The 17,580-nt window shown below is 53.4% G+C and carries 19 protein-coding genes; 4 read left to right on the top strand and 15 right to left on the bottom strand.

Going from position 1 to position 17,580, the window contains the following annotated elements:
• The first annotated feature begins 29 nt into the window (after positions 1-29).
• Positions 30-533, top strand: coding sequence for a ribosome silencing factor (gene rsfS / locus Q31b_RS21580; RefSeq protein ID WP_231617743.1), 504 nt, complete (start codon positions 30-32; stop codon positions 531-533).
• A 469-nt stretch (positions 534-1,002) separates the two neighbouring features.
• Positions 1,003-3,000 carry an arginine--tRNA ligase gene (gene argS, locus Q31b_RS21575; protein ID WP_146601726.1) on the top strand — a complete coding sequence of 666 codons (1,998 nt, stop codon included), beginning with the start codon at positions 1,003-1,005 and terminating at the stop codon, positions 2,998-3,000.
• A 24-nt stretch (positions 3,001-3,024) separates the two neighbouring features.
• On the opposite strand, the gene Q31b_RS21570 is transcribed toward argS, so the two are convergent.
• From Q31b_RS21570 to Q31b_RS21555, 5 genes are all read right to left on the bottom strand, one after another.
• Entirely contained in the window at positions 3,025-4,641 is a 1,617-nt protein-coding gene (locus tag Q31b_RS21570) for a DUF1559 domain-containing protein (RefSeq protein WP_146601725.1), read from the bottom strand.
• 229 nt (positions 4,642-4,870) lie between these two features.
• Complete coding sequence (locus Q31b_RS21565) at positions 4,871-5,464, bottom strand: DedA family protein (RefSeq protein ID WP_146601724.1); 594 nt, start codon at positions 5,462-5,464, stop codon at positions 4,871-4,873.
• A complete protein-coding gene (locus Q31b_RS21560; protein WP_146601723.1) occupies positions 5,461-6,126 on the bottom strand; it encodes a hypothetical protein in 666 nt (221 codons plus the stop codon). The genes Q31b_RS21565 and Q31b_RS21560 overlap by 4 nt, the downstream gene beginning before the upstream one ends.
• 427 nt (positions 6,127-6,553) lie before the next feature.
• Complete coding sequence (locus Q31b_RS29400; RefSeq protein WP_261343875.1) at positions 6,554-6,676, bottom strand: hypothetical protein; 123 nt, start codon at positions 6,674-6,676, stop codon at positions 6,554-6,556.
• A 3-nt stretch (positions 6,677-6,679) separates the two neighbouring features.
• Complete coding sequence (locus Q31b_RS21555) at positions 6,680-7,030, bottom strand: hypothetical protein (RefSeq protein ID WP_146601722.1); 351 nt, start codon at positions 7,028-7,030, stop codon at positions 6,680-6,682.
• Between the two features lie 51 nt (positions 7,031-7,081).
• On the opposite strand from Q31b_RS21555, the gene Q31b_RS28545 reads away from it, so the two are divergent.
• Positions 7,082-7,240, top strand: a complete 159-nt coding sequence (locus Q31b_RS28545; protein WP_197172003.1) for a hypothetical protein — start codon at positions 7,082-7,084, stop codon at positions 7,238-7,240.
• Positions 7,241-7,256: 16 nt separating this feature from the next.
• Here Q31b_RS28545 and Q31b_RS21550 read toward each other — a convergent pair whose 3' ends face one another.
• From Q31b_RS21550 to Q31b_RS21540, 3 genes are all read right to left on the bottom strand, one after another.
• Positions 7,257-7,601, bottom strand: coding sequence for a putative signal transducing protein (locus tag Q31b_RS21550; protein ID WP_146601721.1), 345 nt, complete (start codon positions 7,599-7,601; stop codon positions 7,257-7,259).
• 105 nt (positions 7,602-7,706) lie between these two features.
• On the bottom strand, positions 7,707-8,219 hold the full coding sequence (locus tag Q31b_RS21545; RefSeq protein WP_146601720.1) for a GNAT family N-acetyltransferase: 513 nt from the start codon (positions 8,217-8,219) through the stop codon (positions 7,707-7,709).
• A 932-nt stretch (positions 8,220-9,151) separates the two neighbouring features.
• Complete coding sequence (locus Q31b_RS21540) at positions 9,152-10,198, bottom strand: hypothetical protein (RefSeq protein ID WP_146601719.1); 1,047 nt, start codon at positions 10,196-10,198, stop codon at positions 9,152-9,154.
• Between the two features lie 440 nt (positions 10,199-10,638).
• On the opposite strand from Q31b_RS21540, the gene Q31b_RS21535 reads away from it, so the two are divergent.
• Positions 10,639-10,734 carry an EF-Tu C-terminal domain-related protein gene (locus Q31b_RS21535; RefSeq protein ID WP_231617742.1) on the top strand — a complete coding sequence of 32 codons (96 nt, stop codon included), beginning with the start codon at positions 10,639-10,641 and terminating at the stop codon, positions 10,732-10,734.
• Positions 10,735-10,845: 111 nt separating this feature from the next.
• On the opposite strand, the gene Q31b_RS21530 is transcribed toward Q31b_RS21535, so the two are convergent.
• The 7 genes from Q31b_RS21530 to Q31b_RS21500 all read right to left on the bottom strand — a co-directional run bounded on the left by Q31b_RS21530 (position 10,846) and on the right by Q31b_RS21500 (position 17,478).
• A complete protein-coding gene (locus tag Q31b_RS21530; protein ID WP_146601718.1) occupies positions 10,846-11,274 on the bottom strand; it encodes an arsenate reductase ArsC in 429 nt (142 codons plus the stop codon).
• 31 nt (positions 11,275-11,305) lie between these two features.
• Positions 11,306-13,081, bottom strand: coding sequence for an arsenical pump-driving ATPase (gene arsA / locus Q31b_RS21525; RefSeq protein WP_146601717.1), 1,776 nt, complete (start codon positions 13,079-13,081; stop codon positions 11,306-11,308).
• Positions 13,082-13,112: 31 nt separating this feature from the next.
• Entirely contained in the window at positions 13,113-13,487 is a 375-nt protein-coding gene (arsD, locus tag Q31b_RS21520) for an arsenite efflux transporter metallochaperone ArsD (RefSeq protein WP_146601716.1), read from the bottom strand.
• Between the two features lie 194 nt (positions 13,488-13,681).
• A complete protein-coding gene (gene arsB, locus Q31b_RS21515; protein WP_390622341.1) occupies positions 13,682-14,929 on the bottom strand; it encodes an ACR3 family arsenite efflux transporter in 1,248 nt (415 codons plus the stop codon).
• Between the two features lie 18 nt (positions 14,930-14,947).
• Positions 14,948-15,271 (bottom strand): ArsR/SmtB family transcription factor, encoded by a 324-nt coding sequence (locus Q31b_RS21510; protein ID WP_146601715.1) that lies wholly within the window; start codon positions 15,269-15,271, stop codon positions 14,948-14,950.
• A gap of 272 nt (positions 15,272-15,543) precedes the next feature.
• Entirely contained in the window at positions 15,544-16,239 is a 696-nt protein-coding gene (locus Q31b_RS21505) for an ABC transporter ATP-binding protein (RefSeq protein WP_146601714.1), read from the bottom strand.
• Positions 16,240-16,242: 3 nt separating this feature from the next.
• Positions 16,243-17,478 (bottom strand): ABC transporter permease, encoded by a 1,236-nt coding sequence (locus tag Q31b_RS21500; protein ID WP_146601713.1) that lies wholly within the window; start codon positions 17,476-17,478, stop codon positions 16,243-16,245.
• Positions 17,479-17,580 lie beyond the last annotated feature (102 nt).

The following is a 17,580-nucleotide window of genomic DNA, read 5'->3' as shown; positions in this document are numbered from 1 at the left end:
AGTCTTTATAAATCGAGTAAACTGTCTATATGACTGAACAAACCAACGAGCAAGATATGTCTCCATCGACCGCTGCTGAAACCAAGCCAGATACTCCCAAACCCGCTGCGGTAAAGGATCCGATGGTGACCGCTAGCCGTGCGATCCGGCATCAAGGTACCGAATACAGCCGCAAATTGGCTGCTGCTGCCGCGCAGGTCGCCCTCGACAATAAGGGGGAAGATGTGATGGTGTTGGACATTTGTGGCCAGACCGCAGAGTTTGACCTGTTTGTCTTGGCAACCGGTTCGAGCCGCCGGCAATTGCATGCGATCAGCGAACAGATCGACGATGTTTTGGAAAAAGAAATGGGTGATCGCCGAATGGGCATCGAAGGCTACCAAGAAAGCCGCTGGATCGTGCTCGATTACGGCAGCGTCGTGGTTCATTTGTTCGACGAAGACACTCGCGAGTACTACGACTTAGAGACCTTGTGGGCCGACGGCAAACGGATCCCCCTTGATGAACTCGGGGTGAAGGGTGTCGAGGGATAGTGCCCGTTCGGGGGATAGCCCCGGTTCTTGGGTGGTGAAATTGTGGCTGGGGTTGAGCGGTTCAGAATTTTGGCTTGTGGGGTGAATTTGTGCCGTTTCTGTTTTCGTTTACCCGTCGCAAAGCAGCGGCAGGAGGCACTCCCCCCCAACTGACGTCCCGGGCTGCTCTCGGACGTCGCTTCGTGACTTATTACGGCTTACGGCTGAATACAATGCCAAGAAATCGACGAAACCAACGAAACCAACGAAACAAGACGACATCTCAACACCTCGTTTCGAACGGCCCATGGCTAGCGGGCTGTCGATTTAATCGTTTAACGCTTAGCCGAAGGCGTCAGCTTTTCCGTAAGCGGTCGCCTATGGCTTGTCGTTAAACAATAAGTCGAGTCAAACCGATTAAATCGACAGCCCGCTAGCGCCAAAACGGCTTACCAAATGATTCAAATCTCCCTAACCAACCCCTTGCACGATGCACCTTCCTCAACTGCTTAGCCACCGCTTCTTGGTCGCTCTTGACTCACTACCAAACACTCAATCGATCGACGATTTGCAATCCTATGCGTCGATGATCCGATCGACCAATGACCCGAAGTTTGGCGACTATCAAGCCAATTGTGCGATGCCATTGTCGAAACAAATCGGCGGCGGCAATCCTCGTGACTTGGCTGCTCAGATCGTCGAAAAACTTGCGGTCGACGACCTCTGCGAACCAGTCGAAATAGCAGGTCCCGGTTTTATCAACTTGAAGCTTCGAGATCGGTTTTTGCTTGATAAGCTTCGACGGATGCTCGGCGACGAGCGTTGTTTGATCCGTAAAGCGACCGAGACAAAGAAGATCATTGTCGACTTCTCTTCGCCTAACGTCGCCAAGCCGATGCACGTGGGGCATATCCGTAGCACGGTGATCGGTGATGCACTCGCCCGCATCTTAAAATTCCTCGGGCACGAAACAATCACCGACAATCATCTAGGCGATTGGGGCACTCAGTTTGGCATCATCATCTACGGCTACAAACACTTTGGTGACCCAGATCAAGTCGCCAAGAACCCAGTGCCCGAATTGGCCAAGCTTTATCGATTGGTCAATCAACTGATCGAGTATCAAAAGGCTAAGAAATCGATTGCGAAATTAAAAGCGGCGATCGAACAAGCCAAATCGGACGTCGCATCGGCTTGTACAGCAGCCGATGCGGTTGCTGCCCCGAAGGATGCGAAAAAGGCTAAAAAGCGTGTCGAGAGTGCGAAGGGGAGGGTCAAAGCGGCGGAGTCGCAGCTTACTGAAGCGGAAGAGAAGATCGCCGCAGTCGACCGAGACGCGGAAATGTCCGCGAAAGCGAAACAACATTGCGATGTCGATACGGCTGTCCTCGAAGAAACGGTCAAACTGCACCAGGGCGACGCTCAAAACTTGCAGTTGTGGGAGCAATTCTTGCCACATTGCAAAGACGAGATCAATCGCATCTACGACGCACTCAATGTCACGTTCGACCATACACTCGGTGAAAGTTTTTATCATCCGATGTTGGCTGGAGTGGTCGAGGACTTGGAAGCACGCGGGTTGGCTCGCGATAGCGAAGGTGCCGTGTGCGTCTTTTTGGACGGATTTGATGCACCCATGATCGTCCGAAAAAAGGATGGTGCGTTCTTGTATGCAACGACCGATTTGGCAACGCTCGCTTACCGCCGAGAGCAATTTAGCCCCGACGAGATTTTGTATGTTGTCGACTCCCGACAAGGCGAGCATTTCGACAAATTGTTCGCGGTCGCTAAGCAGATCGGGATGCAAGACGTCAAAATGGTACACGTCAATTTCGGTACCGTGCTCGGCGAAGATGGTCGCCCGATGAAAACGCGAAGCGGCACGCTGATCGGCCTCGAAGGCTTGCTCCAAGACGCCATCGCTCGCGCCCGTGAAGTCGTCTGTGACCCCGATCGCATCACCAAACTCGATCCGCCGATGAACGAAACGGAGCAGGATGAGGTAGCCAATGTCGTCGGAATCGGAGCGATCAAGTACGCCGACTTATCGCATCATCGGACGAGCGATTACCGTTTTAGTCTTGACAAAATGGTTGCACTTGAAGGAAATACGTCGGCTTACGTCCAGTATTCCTACGCTCGGACTCAAGGGATTTTACGGCGTGCAGAAACATCCGAGGAGGAGGTGGTATCGATTGCCGAATCGGTCGACTCATTCTCTCACCCTGCCGAAAGAGCCTTGGCGATTTGTTTGTTAAGAATGGAAGAATCGCTCGCCACGGTGTATCAAGATTACGCTCCCAACGCGTTGGTTGACTACTTGTACGAAACGGCAAAAGCCTATGCCGTGTTTAATGACAATTGTCACGTCTTAAAAGCGGAAAGCGAAGCGATTGCGTCACTGCGTTTGGCACTCGTCGCCTTGACCGGCCGCTGTTTACGGCTGGGATTGAATCTACTTGGAATCAACGTCGTGCCACGTATGTAGCTCTCTGAAACTTCGTTATCCGTCCTAAAACTGCACTGGCTCTTTGCCTGATTTGGTTAGCAGTGCCTTGAACGTTTCGGGGTCAATGTTTTCGGTCAGGAACTTTACGGCTCCATCCCCCAACGTCGCATGCACACCCGGTCGTCCACGCATGAATGCCGTTGGATCATTCAAGTCGATTTCAATGTCGCTAGGCTTGGTCCAAACGACTGCGTTTTCTGCGTTCGTTTCGACAATCATGATCGTGTATGACAATCCATCTAAGATCTCGCGAAATCGCGTCGTTTCTCCAGGATTAGCGATCGTATTCTCGCCAACGGGCGTTTGGTAAACGGTTTGTCCTGGTTCCAATGTCAAGCGAGGGTCTACATAGATTTCAGGCATTTGCGAGATCAGTTGGCGGTTGTGCTCACTGTCCCACGGTTCGTCCAAATGGAATCGGGAATACAACGGTTGCTGTTCGATGAATGGCAAAATCTGAACCCGCCAACTCAGTAACGGTTCACCCGACTCGCTATGGATGGTTCCGGGTAGGCGACCATAAGCGGCGTGGTAATTGTGAAATGCCAACCCGAATTGTTTCATGTTATTCGAAGATGACATTCGCCTAGCAGCTTCGCGAGCGGCTTGGACCGCGGGCAATAGAAGCCCAACCAGGATTCCTTGAGTGGCAACTCCGTACTGCGACGATGTTTGAATGGTCAGTCTGCGACCTTGTTTGATCGGTTTTAGAATACTTGTAATTTGGTCGGCCATGCGATCAACGTATTGGCGCGATGCTTGTGTAACCGCATCATCGCCTTGCATGTCTTCGGTCATCGCAGCGACTCCCATTTGCCGCCCCCGTTCAATCGATTTTTCGGCAATCGCTAACAGCTCGTCGCTCGATTCCTCATCGCGAGCTAACATGACAACCCGAAAACCTGCTTCACTATCCTCAAGGTCCAACTGGATCAGTGTCGCGTCAAGCAGATCGGGTATTTTCGTAAGGTCGCGAAACTCGGGTGGAATTTGCTGAGACTGAAACTGGATAAAACCGTTCACCATCGGACGTACCGGTTCGACCGCTAACAGCACCGATAGATTGCCACGATGCGGAGTTGCACCGGATAGTTGTGCAAGGACTCCATCGGTAGATCCGGTTTCACCCGCGTCCAATACCGACTCCATATAATTCGCACTAGCCAGGATCACCGTGCGAGAGTCCTTGAGGTGGACGATCATGTCGGGCGATGCCACGAGCGGGTAACACGGCTTTGAATCGATATCGATGGCGTCCTCCATATCGATCAATCCTTCCTTCAAGTCGCCGAGTGCAAGGTCGCGATTCAAGGAGAACACCACAGCCACCATGGGAGGTGTTGGTCCAGGAACTCCGACGATGACTTTGACGCGATCGACTTCGCTGGGTAGAACCCCGATGTTCTCTTTCCCCATCGCTTCGACGATTTCGACCGGATACATTTCGACAATCGGGCTCTTCATCGTTTCACGAACACTGAAGACGGCCGTCAACATGGCATCGCTAGGAATGTAATCACTACCGATCTTTTCTTGGCCATACAATGGCGAGGTGAAAGTGCCCGTGAGACAAAGCACCATCGCTGCGGCTCGAAGTTGCATCGTGAATCTGGCGTTCATGAAAGTGCATCCTATGTGACGAAGGGAACCCAAAAGTCGTATCTTTCAACGACTCAAATCCTAGCAGATTCTTTCTCGCAGTGGGGGGTGCCCCAGTCGTTTTTCAGGAAACGGTCTCGAGCGTTATCGTCGCGAATGCGACGGGACCATCGCACAACTCATTGTCGCTACCCGTGAACGGGGGTTGCGTCGATCAAGTATCATGCCGAACCGTAAAGCAATGAATGAATCACTTGCGCATGCGAGCCAATAAATAAACGCCTGCGATGCAGATTGCGATGCCGACAAAAAGGCCCGTGAAGTCGCGACTCAAATCACTGATCGCTTCCCATTGGCTGCCGAATCCGTAGCCGAGTCCACCAAAGACTAGAAGCCACGTCAGTTCGCCGGCGATATCAAAGGCGATGAACCGTTTCAGCGAGTAGCCGCCGCTTCCGGCCAAAAGATTGGTCGGAACCGCGAGCGGCGTTAGCAGCCATCGCGTTAGGTAGATTGCCACTCCGCCGCGTTTTTGAAAGGTCGATTCAGCACGTTTCCATTTTGGGCTATCGCTGAAGCGTCGCTGAATTCTCACGCGCATCGATCGTCCCATCCCATAGGACGTCAAGTCGCCGAGTACCGCACCGGCGAACGCTTCAATGGGCGTCCAAGTGACATCCATCACCCCTTGTCGCATGAATGCACCTCCAGCGATAACGAAAATCGTACCTGGAAGCGGCACACCCACGGCGCACAGAAACAGTGTCGCTCCCAAAAATGGTGGCCCATACGCGACAATCCAGGTGAGGACATGCTCATTCAGTTCGGCGGGTGAGAAGCTCATTGTGGTTCCACCGATCGTTCTGCAATCACACGCTCGATCGCTTCACCTAACCCACCCGGTCCACCCGGGTAGTGCAAATCACGAGCTAAATCGAACAGCGGCCGATGGACGTTGACCTCGATCTTTCGATCGGAACCGTTCGGGGCCGATAGCTCGCGTGCCCGGTCATCCAAGCCAAGGTCATCGACAATCGTTGATGCGGGTATTCCTGTACTGTTGGCAACATACTCCAACGTCATCCAATCACGCAGTTCGCTGAGGCCTGTCGCGACAGGATCGGCACGATAGTCGAGGATGATATTGCGAAGACGTTTTATCAACGGAAGTTCGGATCGCGGTGAGGAATGTCCCAACTTCAAATCGTCATTCAAACGTCGAAGATCAATATCGCGTCGGTTGCGATCAGGATCAATTCCCAACTCGGCGTAGATATACTCCTTCGGCACCGCATAAGCCGCAGCAACGAAGTGGATCGTCATCCACGGTCGAATTGCGTCCAGATCAGCGTCACCGCTATCAAAGCCTTGTTCTTGGATGAACCGTACCTGTCGGTACGACTCAACCGTCCGATTTCCAAAATAGAACACCAGCCCAAGCCCCAACAGAATCATCGCCACCGTTGCTAGCCGTCGCCACGATAAAAAATCAGTATTCTCTGGCAAACTCGGGCCTCTTGAATGGAACAGCAAAGCGGATTCAGGTGGACAGCAAACGAATCCTGAATGGAGAAGGAGAACATCCCACTGTCAATATCTTACGCACAAAACACCTCTCCCCCAAGAGACCAACCCGTAGTGGATTTGCTGTTTGGTTCGTAGTCGCAGCCGCTCGTTCCGCTACGACCTGGCCGGTCGATGCAATTTACATGCGTTCCGATAGAAGCGAGAAGGGTTGGTCGGTGGTTTCACCTCTCCGCGGGCTGACCCATCCATTTCCACCGGCAGCGGATGTTTCGGCCTCCGGCCTAGCTCGAATGGCGTGGACTTAAGAAAAACGGAGTGAGTTTCACAGGGGGGCCTGCTTCCGTCCGGCTTGTCCGGGCAGAGCAACAGATGGCAGCTACCATGAACGCAAAATCCCACGCTCGCCTCACCCCCACGAATCGCCGGAGGCGATTCGTGGGGGTGGGGCGAATTTCTTTCGGGCGGCGTGCGGTTTGTGGCCGCCACTTGTTTCCTCCGCCGAGACAAGCTCGGCGGAAGAATGTTTCACGTTTTAGAATTCCTCCAGTACATGCCATTCCGGCCTAGCTCCAATGCAGTCGCGCTGTTGATCGGATACTTTGGCAACACCGCATTGCCCAATGGCCTCCGCTAGAATAAAGTCCATCCGTTGGTCGCTGGTGTCCGTGGACGGGGACGCAGCGTATAACCGGGACGGTTCTTCCAGATTGACGAAGAACGCGATTCCTTCACAGATGATCGCCTCGCCACCAGCGAAGTTTGGAGCCGGTCTCGATATGACAATAGGCCCCTTCGAGCTGAACCGACCACGCAACTTCGACCACCAACTCTGGTGCGGTTCTATTTCATTCGGAGGTCGGTAAGGATTTGCGTTGTCGGTCATCCTCATGCTTCCTGTTTAGAAATGGCGGATCGCTGCTGTACTGCTGTTTCCATGAACCACTATAGCGGATCTTTGATCGAGCACTATCATGACCAACTGGGTGACAATCGAATCTGGGTTCGTTGGTTTCTCTTCATCGGCGGACGATGGCTCACGGCGATTCTGGCAATCGCTACACTCGCCGACATAATGATTCCGAGCCAGGATTAAACACGATGAATAACGATCATTCGGCTGGAGAAGCATGTTCGGTTTGGCACTGCCAACAAATGTCAAAGGTTGGTTCATTAAGCTCGCCACCGTGAACACCTTCCCATTGTTCCGCTGAGTCTAAATTCAATTTTTGCCTTGACTCATGGGCGACTACAATTTTGCGGGCTTCCTCATAGCGGTCTGGGGGAACCAGAATCCTCGGTGCGGTCGCTCCGATGTCGAGGTGGTTGAGGATGCCACGGATAGGGTTCCCAACAACACGTGCCTCGATGCCTTCATTTTGTAGTTCGCTGCATAACAAATACGCCTCATTGTCATCAGCAGCCCGATAGACTTCACGCATCTCTGATTCTGACATGATCTGAATGGCTTAGGGACGGAGGGTTAATAACACCGGAAACGTTTGTCGCTATTTAATGGCAAACAATTTCGCACACCCCACAAAGCTGTTAAGGTATTTTCATCACAACGGGGAATTGATTTTGATTTCAACCTGGGATCGCATACGGTAATTTGTCAGATATTGCCCCCGACACAAAACACTTTGTTCGCGAACAACCGTAAAACCTTGAGCGGCGAAGAAAGGTTTTGCCGTGATGCTGGCCTCGGTCGTGATTTCTGCGATCCCCAGATTACTCGCTCGAAGCTTCAGTTCATCGACAAGCGTCTTGCCGACGCCTCGTCGCTGGTGATCAGCGGATACGAAGAGTCGGTCCAGATGCCCGGCCAGCGTCATGTCCGCAAAACCGGCGATCTCCGTGCCCGACTCCACAACGATGGCGATTCGATCGTTGAATCTTTTTTGCCATGCATCCAGATCTATTTCCGCCGGCGCCCAAGCCTGAAGCTGTTCAGTGGAGTAGTCACGCCAGTTGACTCGGTGAACACAATCACAAAAGAGTTCCGCCAGCGGCACGGCATCGGCAGGTCGATAGTGGCGGATCCGATAGGTAGAGGAAGCTTTGCGGGGAGTCATTAATCGATTCTGTACAGCAAATCTAAGGAGCAAATCTAAGGGACAGAGCATCATGTCAGGTGACGCATAAGGGACAGAGCATCATGTCAGGTGACGCAGTCAGAATCTAAGGGACAGAGCATCATGTCAGGTGACGCAGTAACACCCCGAGCAGACCAGAATCTAAGGGACAGAGCATCATGTCAGGTGACGCAGTAACACCCCGAGCAGACTATGTCGGGATTTTTGCTTTGCTATTGCACCAGATCGTCAAATAGCGTGTGTGCAAGCCAGTGAGATAGGCTTTTTCCTCGGAATGGCCGTATGACAGAGCATAGGGACAGAGCATCATGTCAGGTGACGCAGAATCTAAGGGACAGAGCATCATGTCAGGTGACGCAGTAACACCCCGAGCACAGAATCTAAGGGACAGACATCATGTCAGGTGACGCAGTAACACCCCGAGCAGACTATGTCGGGATTTTTGCTTTGCTATTGCACCGGATCGTCAAATAGCGTGTGTGTAAGCCAGTGAGAGGAAATCATAGGGACAGAGCATCATGTCAGGTGACGCAGTAACACCCCGAGCAGACTATATCGTAATTTTTGCTTTGCTATTGCACCTGATCGTCAAACAGCGTGTGTGCAAGCCAGTGAGATAGGCTTTTTCCCTCGGAATGGCCGTATTGGGTGCGTGCCTTCATCCTGGGGGCAGCTCAAAGAGCGTCACAGCAAATCATAGGGACAGAGCATCATGTCAGGTGACGCAGTAACACCCCGAGCAGACTATGTCAGGATTTTTGCTTTGCTATTGCACCGGATCGTCAAATAGCGTGTGTGTAAGCCAGTGAGATAGGCTTTTTTCCTCGGAATGGCCGTATTGGGTGCGTACCTTCATCCTGGGGGCAGCTCAAAGAGCGTCACGAAAAGGAGGGAAATCGAAGAAGGGGCACTCAGTCCGGGAGCGTCAATAGCTCGCGGGCGCGGCGGCGGAGATGGTAGCGGCGGTGCGTGCGGTGACAACGCATCGAATCGACACTCTCGGGGCGTCCAGCAATGCTGCAGAACAATTTCCCAAAGTCCTTCACCAGTTCGCACCAAGTCGCTTGCTCGAGTCCCAACCGAACCAAAATCGGTGGTGCGGCCGAAGGCGTCACTCCGCGTTTGCCCGGCGCCACCTGCCGAGCCGTCCAATCGAGTAGCTTCAAGTAATCCACGAGCGAAATCGGTAAGAAGCCTTTATCACTACAACGCTTGCCGCTGTCGCTAGCACAGGGACCTACGGGATCAAGCTGCTCATCGATCGACAGAGGTGCCAAGAAAGCATCCGGCTTGTTTTCGCTTGGTGACTCACTTTTCATCGCCTCGATTCGTTTTTGCACCGACGTATGATCGCTCTGCTCCAGCGTTTCCGCCATCGCGGCACGAATCAGGTTCAAATCCACGTAAGCGGCACAGGCCAGCAGGGATGCTTCGTCCGTCAATCGAGTTGCACGGTAGCGATCTTGGAAGAACCGGCCCGACTCCTGTTCCTCGCGATTCGCTCGCATCGCAACGCGTTGGCACAACAGCCGCATCCACCAACTGAAACTGCTCAGCCGCTCGCGGATTTCTTGGCATTTGATTGGACAACCAGCGATCGATTTGAGTTCTGTCTCGCTTGGGGGCAAAGGCGACCCGTCGGATTTGCGGCGGTGTGGACAGAGCATCAACCAGCGCCGAGCCACCTCTTTATCGCTCCAGGTCGCCACCAGATCGGGCCGCGATCTTAGGATCAAGTGGAGGTGGTTGTCTAGTATGGAAAAAGCTAGCAAATCTAAAGAGAAAAATTCTGCAAACTGTTGCAGATACTTTTCGATCCAGATTTTCCGGTGGTCGAAGTTTTTGCCGGACACTTGGTCATTTCCCATCAGGAAACAGCGTCGGCAGGTCCGATTGTACAGATGGGCGATAACGACCTCATGCGGATCAAACACTTCGCTACGTGCCAACCGAACCATCACACACCTCCCGAGAGAAAAGCATCAGCAGAATCACCAGGAATCGTATACCTCGGTTAGGGAAAAGGCAAATCCGCCAGAATCATGCTCTGTCCCTAACTGAACCTCGGTTAGGGAAAAGGCAAATCCGCCAGAATCATGCTCTGTCCCTAACTGAAATGCTCTGTCCCTAACTGACTCTCCGCCAGAATCATGCTCTGTCCCTAACTGAAATGCTCTGTCCCTAACTGAACCTAGTCCCTAACTGAACCTATCGCCCAGCTCCGCGGCCTAGCCTGTGGACCTAAAAACGAAGCATCTCGAACCTTAGCTGGCTATCGTTCTGCGCTGATCTTGAAAATGGCGTTGCAAATTGCCGAATCGGAGCACATATCAAAGGCTCACTCACTCAAATCGACCTATGAAGCACCGTTTCTAATACTCGGTCAAGTCTTCCGAAGGTGTTGTTCCTGGAGATCAGCGATGGCGACCACTTCGCCATCCGAGAAGGCGGCAAAACCGTCGGTTCGGGTGTCGTCACGAAAGTCGTCGCCTAGTTCATTAAACGCAAAACGCCAGCGGTGGAGCAATCTGCCGCGGGCGTTTCTTCGTGGTGTGCCGTCAACGAATCCAAAGGGCTGAATCCTGCTCGATCGCAAGCAGCATCACTACAGCAACTTCGGCAGTTCTTTCTCAACGAACAAACGAACCTCGTCGCGTACGCGGCGATAGCAATCGAGTGCTTCTTCCTCGCTGGCGGCTTCCTTGGCGAGTTTGGGCGGATCGTCGAAGCCGACGTGGACGAGCTTGGCTTTCGTAAGAAAGGCCGGACAGTTCTCATCTGCGTGACCGCACACGGTGATGACCAGATCGAGTGGGACGTCCGTGAGCGAACTCGCCAGTTTCGACGACTGGTTCGAGATGTCCACGCCGGCCTCCTTCATCACCTGCATCGCATTAGGATTCATTCCGTGAGCCTCGATGCCCGCTGAGTACGCTTCGATGGTATCGCCGTGAAAGTGTCTCGCCCATCCTTCGGCCATTTGGCTACGGCATGAATTTCCGATGCAGAGAAACAGAACATTCTTTTTCGTCATTTGTTTTGGTCCTTGGGCAAATCGATGTTCGTTATTGAGTAAGCGATGACTCCGCCGCAACGATGCGGCGTAATCCTGCGAGTCCGGTTGGCGGTTCGCTTTGCCAAGGAACCAACGCAACGCGACTTGCATGTGTCGATTTGACTTCTTCGATGAACGGCAACTCGTGTTGTTGCCGCTGACGCAGTGTCGGATCAGTCACTGCCAACGGGACGAGACTTTGGTTGATGACCCACGCGAACGGTTCAATCTCCGCTCGCCGTAGGTCTTGTTGCAATCGTGCGGCTTCGTGAACGGGAGTCGCTTCGGGCAACGTCACCACCAAGACTCGCGTGAAATCGGGGTCACGCAATCGCGGCAACAACTGTTCAACCGACTCGGGCATTTGGCTCGCTTGCCGAGTCACTTCGCGATGATATGCCAAGGCCGAGTCGAGTAACAAAATCGTGTGTCCTGTCGGTGCCGTGTCAAGAACGACGAACCCGTTTTCGCCTTTCGAGACCGCTTTGGCGAACGCACGGAACACCGCAATTTCTTCGGTGCATGGCGAACGCAAATCCTCTTCGAGCAAGGCTTTCCCCGGCGCGTCCAAATCTCTCCCCGCCGTTTGCATTACTTCGGCGGTGTAGTCGGCAGTCTCTTTGGCCGGGTCAATTCGCCCCACGGACAAACCGGGCAGTTCGTCGGCTGCGATTGTCGCGGAAACATGAGCCGCCGGATCGGTGGTCGAAAGGTGAACGTCAAAGCCACGTTCGGCTAACGCCACCGCAACCGAAGCCGCGACCGTCGTTTTGCCAACACCCCCCTTGCCCATCGCCAAGATCACACCATGGCCAACCGCAGACAGCTCATCAACCAAAGAGCCAAGGCCATTGGGATAGTCTGGGAGATGGGGAGTAGGAAGTGTGGGAGATTGAATTTTCAACTCGGCTTGCCCGACACGACGAAGCGAATCAACGCCCATCAATCCGCCGGACGCTAGAGGGACCGAAGTGCGATCGAGGCCCGCGATCGTTTCGGGCATCGACGCGACTGCCTCGTCACCCCGACGCTGCATCGCCGTTGCAATTTCATCGGTCGGCGTCTGGTTCTTGAAAACGCCGTTGACGATCAAGTGCTGATTGTGAACGCCCAGCTCTTGCAACTCACTACTCGTCCGGGCAGCTTCACGAAACGCCGACGGTTCGGGGCGTGTGACCAGCACCAACGTCGTGCAGTCGCCGTCTGCCAATGCATCGACGGTTTGTTTGTAGATCAATGTCTGAGCCTGCAAGCCAGCAAGCGGCCCGAGACAGGACGTACCCGTCGTGTTGTTCTCGATGTATCCCGACCAAGCCGACGGCAGCGTCAACAAACGCAACGTGTGACCAGTGGGGGCTGTATCAAAAACAACGTGATCGAACTGCGACGTTGCTTCTTTGTCGCCCAGCAATTTTGCGAACTCATCGAACGCGGCAATCTCTAGCGTACAAGAACCTGAGAATTGTTCTTCCATGCTTGCGACCGCCGCGTCAGGCAAGACGCCACGATAGGGGCCGACCATCCGTTCGCGATACTCTTTAGCCGCCGCCTCGGGATCAAGGTTCATCGCCAACAAGTTTGGCACCGATTCTATCGGCGTCGGGTGACTCGCCAGCGGCGTTCGGAGCACTTCGTCAAGGTTCGATGCCGGATCGGTCGAAACGAGCAATACTCGCAAACCGCGATCAGCCAGTTGAACCGCAATCGCGCAGGCCATCGAAGTTTTGCCGACTCCACCTTTGCCGGTGAAGAACAAGTTCCGCGTCGGCGTTTCTAAGAATTTCATCGCAAGTCTCCTGGTGTGCAAGCAAATCGAATCAGCAGCAACCCGTGTCGCCACCACAGCATCCCGAGTCGGACGCCATCGGCAGGGTCGCTCTTGGTTTGACTGCAGTGCCGGCCCACATTGCCAAATTTCCCCGTGATGGGTACTCGCTGCGACTGACCACACGATCGTCGACGATTACCAATGGCAGGCACTCGACGCCTTCGTCAGCGAGCATTTTTTGCACGGTCGCGTTCTTGACGAACTCGGTCGGGTCTTGAGCCAGGTTGAAACGAACAACGTCGTGGCCTTGCGCTTTCAGCCAATCGAGATCAGCGGAAAACTTTGGCAAGACGGGATCAACTTGCGGCCCGCAAACGCCGGTCGAGCAGCACATGGCTTTGTCGTAAATCTGAACTTTGGTCATTTCGTGTTCTCCGTTTTGAAGAGGACTAATCATTCGCTGAGACAGCGTTTTGGAGTGCGATCCTTGCCATATTCCTGCTGGCGCGTCGATACGCAACGAAAACACCTTGCCCTGTTGCTCTCCTGCTCGGATGCGTCTAGGGAAAATATTTCCAAAACAATCTTCGTGTTCTACGTGATTCATTAGACACCATTCTAGTTGGACACCAAACTAGGTTCTTGCAACTCGCCATTGTCTGAAGACTCGGCTGGAAACCAATCTTTCGTTTTGAGACAAAACTTGACCAAGCCCAGCATCAATGGCACTTCGATCAACACGCCGACGACAGTCGCTAGTGCCGCCCCCGATGACAATCCGTACAACATCGTGGCCGTTGCGATCGCCACTTCAAAGTGATTCGACGCGCCAATCATCGCGGTCGGTGCAGCGGACTCGTAAGTGAATCCCATCGCTTTGCTAATTCCATAACCGAGTGCAAAGATCACCAACGTCTGAATCGTCAACGGAATCGCGATCCACAGAATCGTCAGTGGGTTTTCAACGATGGTTTCACCCTTGAATGAAAACAACAGGACAAGCGTCGCCAGTAGCGCAGTGATCGTGACAGGCGTCAGGAAATGCAAGAATTTTTCATGGAACCAAGACTCACCCTTGGTAGCGATTAGCCATTTGCGAGAAACGTAGCCAGCCAAGAGCGGTAGTGCCACGTAGACGCCGATCGACAACAGTAACGCTTGCCACGGGACGGGAAGTTGGCCGACTCCGAGTAGGAATCCACCCAAGACTCCGTAAAGAACAAGCATCGTCAGCGAATTGATCGCGACCATGACGAGCGTGTGTCCGTCGTTACCCTTTGCCAAGAATCCCCATACCAAGACCATCGCAGTGCAAGGAGCGATGCCGAGCAAAATGCAACCAGCCAAGTAGCTTCGCCACAGCGGAACCTCGAGCATCTTCACTCCTTCGACCAGCACCACTTCGCCTGCACCATAAGTCGCCCCCACCTCAAGATTGCTTCCCAACGGAGCCTTCACGTAATCGACTGCGTCGGGGCCGATGAAACCAAGGAAGAGAGTGCCAAGAAAGAAACTGGCGATCGCGTACATGGTGAAAGGCTTGATCGCCCAGTTGATAAACAGGGTCAGCCCGACGGGCCGAATCGCCTTGCCAGCCTTCACGACTTCGCCGAAGTCAATTTTGACCATGATCGGATACATCATAAAGAACAGGCAGATCGCGATCGGAATCGAAATCACTGGCGCATCATTGACATAAATCGCCATTCCATCGAGTGACTTAGCGATTCCTGGGGCGATTTTGCCGAGCAAAATACCGGCAACGATGCACAGCCCGACCCAAACGGTCAGGTAACGTTCAAAGAATCCGATGCCTTTTTCATCAGTCGGGCAAGTGTCGGGTTGATTCATTTTCGTGTCTTTCATTTTGTGTCTCCGTCGTCGCTACAGTTTCGCCACGAACGCTTTCAGTTGCTCAAGCCGCTCGGGGTTGATGCAATAACAAACCTTCGGTCCATCGACTTCCCCCTCGACCAGGCCCGACTCTTTGAGGATTTTCAAGTGCTGTGAGACGGTCGATTGAGCCAGCGGCAATTGGTCCACGATCTCGCCACAAACACAAGCTTCGCGGCCGATCAGTAACCGCACGATCTGCACACGAGCCGGATGAGCGATCGCCCAAGCCAATGCCGCGAAATCCTCCGCCGTCGGATCTGCTTTCAGCTTCACCGGGCTTGAATCGCATCGTTTCTTGCTCGTCTTTTGCATCTTTCCGAACTCCAATATCGTTCATCTACGATAAACGATATCGGGCTAATCGAAAACTGTCAACAACAGAAATCGCGAATGAAAGCCAAATTATTTCTCGTGCTTTCATTTGACAGGTTTTGCGATGGCCAAGTTTGCTAGCTCGTCTTGTTGTTGAACGCCAAGCCGAAGGCGACCGCGTTTTGTGAGATTCCGCTACGCCTTCGGTTTGGCGTAAAACAACTCCGCTTCCGGCGGCGAGATGCCGCCGGTACTCAATGAACACCACTCAGCTACGCCGCGTCGCACGCCCGAACCGAGGCACGGTCATCGACCACCTTGCCATTTCGTATCTTCAGAACACGCTTCGCTCGCTCCGCAGCAACGGGGTCGTGTGTGACCATCACAATCGTCTTTCCTTCTTGATTAAACTCCTCGAAGAAACCGATGATTTGGTCGCTCGTTTCAGGGTCCAAATTCCCGGTTGGCTCATCAGCCAAGATGACCGCTGGGTCGTTGGCTAACATTCGCGCCAAAGCAACACGCTGTTGCTGCCCAACGCTCAGTTCGCATGGCTTGTGGTCCATCCGGTCACCCAAGCCAACTCGCTCAAGAAGCATCGCCGCCCGTTCACGCTGATCGTTTTCGCTATGTCCCGACAAGAACAATGGGATCTGAACATTCTCTTGAGCGGTTAGGTACGAGATCAGGTTGAACGTCTGGAAGACAAATCCGACATTCGCCCGACGAAGCCGTGCCCGGCCATTCGGAGTCAAGTCATACATTGACTCACCATTGAGTTGCACTCGTCCGGATGTTGGTGAGAGCATACCACCGAGCATCACCAACAAAGTACTCTTGCCACTGCCGCTTGGCCCGATCAAGGAAACGAAATCGCCTTGCGGGATCTCCAAAGTTGCGTCGTCCAATGCGACAACCGTCTGGCGACGCAATTGGTAAGTCTTCGTTACATTCTTCATGCACAACATGATTCAAACCTCCTGAAATGAAGTGACTGGGTCGAGCTTGGCGGCACGACGAGCGGGAAAGAAGCTAGCAGCCAAAGTGATACCAACGGAAATGCCAATGGCCCACAAGGCCAGTACCGGCATCGGAAAAACAGGAACGCCAGCGAGTCGCGGCCCCAACGTGATCGCCAATACCGTGCCGATTACAAAACCGCCCACTCCGCCAGCCATTCCGAGTAGAAACGCCTTAAGCAAAAAGACGCGTAGAATTAACGTTGATTCGGCCCCAAGGGACATTAACGTGCCGATCTCGCGGCGACGCTCATGAACATTGGCGAGCATATAGTTTGCAATCCCCGCTCCACCGACAAAGACGATGATCAGAACGAAAATCAGCGACAGCTTCTCCATCATCCCGTTCACCTTCGCTTGAGTGGCGACGACCTGAGTCACCGTGACCACTTTTGCATCGGGCAACAGCTTGTTGACGTTTTCGACCAACCCCGCAGCGATTTCCTTGCAGCAGCCGACAATCTCGATGCAACTGACGACAGCGTCTTTGTTGGACATCTCCTGAACGGTGTGCAAGTGAGCAAAGATCCGCGAGTCATCAACCGTCCCCGTTTCTGGTAACACAGCGACGATGGAGAATTCCTTGTCCATCAGCTTGAGGGTTTGGCCTTCTTCCAAATCGAGAATCGCGGCCGTATCCGCACCAACGAGTGCTTCATCGGTTCCCAAGTCGTCAATCACACGCTTGCGGACCAACGTCTTCTTGTCCTCACTGTCGTCGATTTCCTCCGCCTCTGGTGTCGTGCCAAGGTCAATCGCACCACAACCGATCGGCCTTGAGAAAATCCCCGCCCCAGCCCACGCCGCCTTGGCCTGAAATTCGCTTTTGGGCAGAATCCCGGTTAGCGTAAACTGGCGGCCTTCCAAATCGACCGGAACGCACAGTTTGGGGGAAAGATTGTCAACGCCTTCAAGTTCGGACATGGTCAACCGCAGCGCGTATTCCTCTGGAATCGTCTCGCTGTGCATGTCCGCTGAATAGTAATCCTGAAGCGTCACGGACTTCGGCAGCACAAGCACGTTCGCGCCCAAGCTGTCTAGCTCTCGGGCAACGGCCATCTCTGAGAAGTGACTGACGTTTTTGATCGCAACCACCGTCGTGATTCCCAGTAGGATACCGACGAAGATCGTAATCATCTGGCTCTTTCGCTCGAACAGCTCTCGCCAGACTAGGGTTTTAAGGTTCATGGGTGGGTTTCCTTTTTCAATTCCATTTGATTTCAGTATCAGCGGCATCCTGCCGCCGTTTTTGTAGCGTTTTTCTCACGGCGGCAGGATGCCACCGATACG

The sequence above is a fragment of the Novipirellula aureliae genome (assembly GCF_007860185.1).
GTDB classification, from domain to species: Bacteria; Planctomycetota; Planctomycetia; order Pirellulales; family Pirellulaceae; genus Novipirellula_A; species Novipirellula_A aureliae.
The sequence above is the reverse complement of the archived record's forward strand: the minus strand, read 5'-3'. Positions and strand labels throughout refer to the sequence as shown.

Coding starts and splice junctions, on each gene's coding strand:
- Q31b_RS21565 (WP_146601724.1), bottom strand. CDS start 5,464: ATGAGCTTCTCACCCGCCGAACTGAATGAGCATGTCCTCACCTGGATT.
- Q31b_RS21545 (WP_146601720.1), bottom strand. CDS start 8,219: ATGACTCCCCGCAAAGCTTCCTCTACCTATCGGATCCGCCACTATCGA.
- Q31b_RS21500 (WP_146601713.1), bottom strand. CDS start 17,478: ATGAACCTTAAAACCCTAGTCTGGCGAGAGCTGTTCGAGCGAAAGAGC.
- rsfS (WP_231617743.1), top strand. CDS start 30: ATGACTGAACAAACCAACGAGCAAGATATGTCTCCATCGACCGCTGCT.
- Q31b_RS21540 (WP_146601719.1), bottom strand. CDS start 10,198: ATGGTTCGGTTGGCACGTAGCGAAGTGTTTGATCCGCATGAGGTCGTT.
- arsD (WP_146601716.1), bottom strand. CDS start 13,487: ATGACCAAAGTTCAGATTTACGACAAAGCCATGTGCTGCTCGACCGGC.
- Q31b_RS21505 (WP_146601714.1), bottom strand. CDS start 16,239: ATGTTGTGCATGAAGAATGTAACGAAGACTTACCAATTGCGTCGCCAG.
- Q31b_RS21550 (WP_146601721.1), bottom strand. CDS start 7,601: ATGTCAGAATCAGAGATGCGTGAAGTCTATCGGGCTGCTGATGACAAT.
- Q31b_RS28545 (WP_197172003.1), top strand. CDS start 7,082: ATGAACCACTATAGCGGATCTTTGATCGAGCACTATCATGACCAACTG.
- arsB (WP_390622341.1), bottom strand. CDS start 14,929: ATGAAAGACACGAAAATGAATCAACCCGACACTTGCCCGACTGATGAA.
- argS (WP_146601726.1), top strand. CDS start 1,003: ATGCACCTTCCTCAACTGCTTAGCCACCGCTTCTTGGTCGCTCTTGAC.
- arsA (WP_146601717.1), bottom strand. CDS start 13,081: ATGAAATTCTTAGAAACGCCGACGCGGAACTTGTTCTTCACCGGCAAA.
- Q31b_RS21555 (WP_146601722.1), bottom strand. CDS start 7,030: ATGACCGACAACGCAAATCCTTACCGACCTCCGAATGAAATAGAACCG.
- Q31b_RS21510 (WP_146601715.1), bottom strand. CDS start 15,271: ATGCAAAAGACGAGCAAGAAACGATGCGATTCAAGCCCGGTGAAGCTG.
- Q31b_RS21570 (WP_146601725.1), bottom strand. CDS start 4,641: ATGAACGCCAGATTCACGATGCAACTTCGAGCCGCAGCGATGGTGCTT.
- Q31b_RS21530 (WP_146601718.1), bottom strand. CDS start 11,274: ATGACGAAAAAGAATGTTCTGTTTCTCTGCATCGGAAATTCATGCCGT.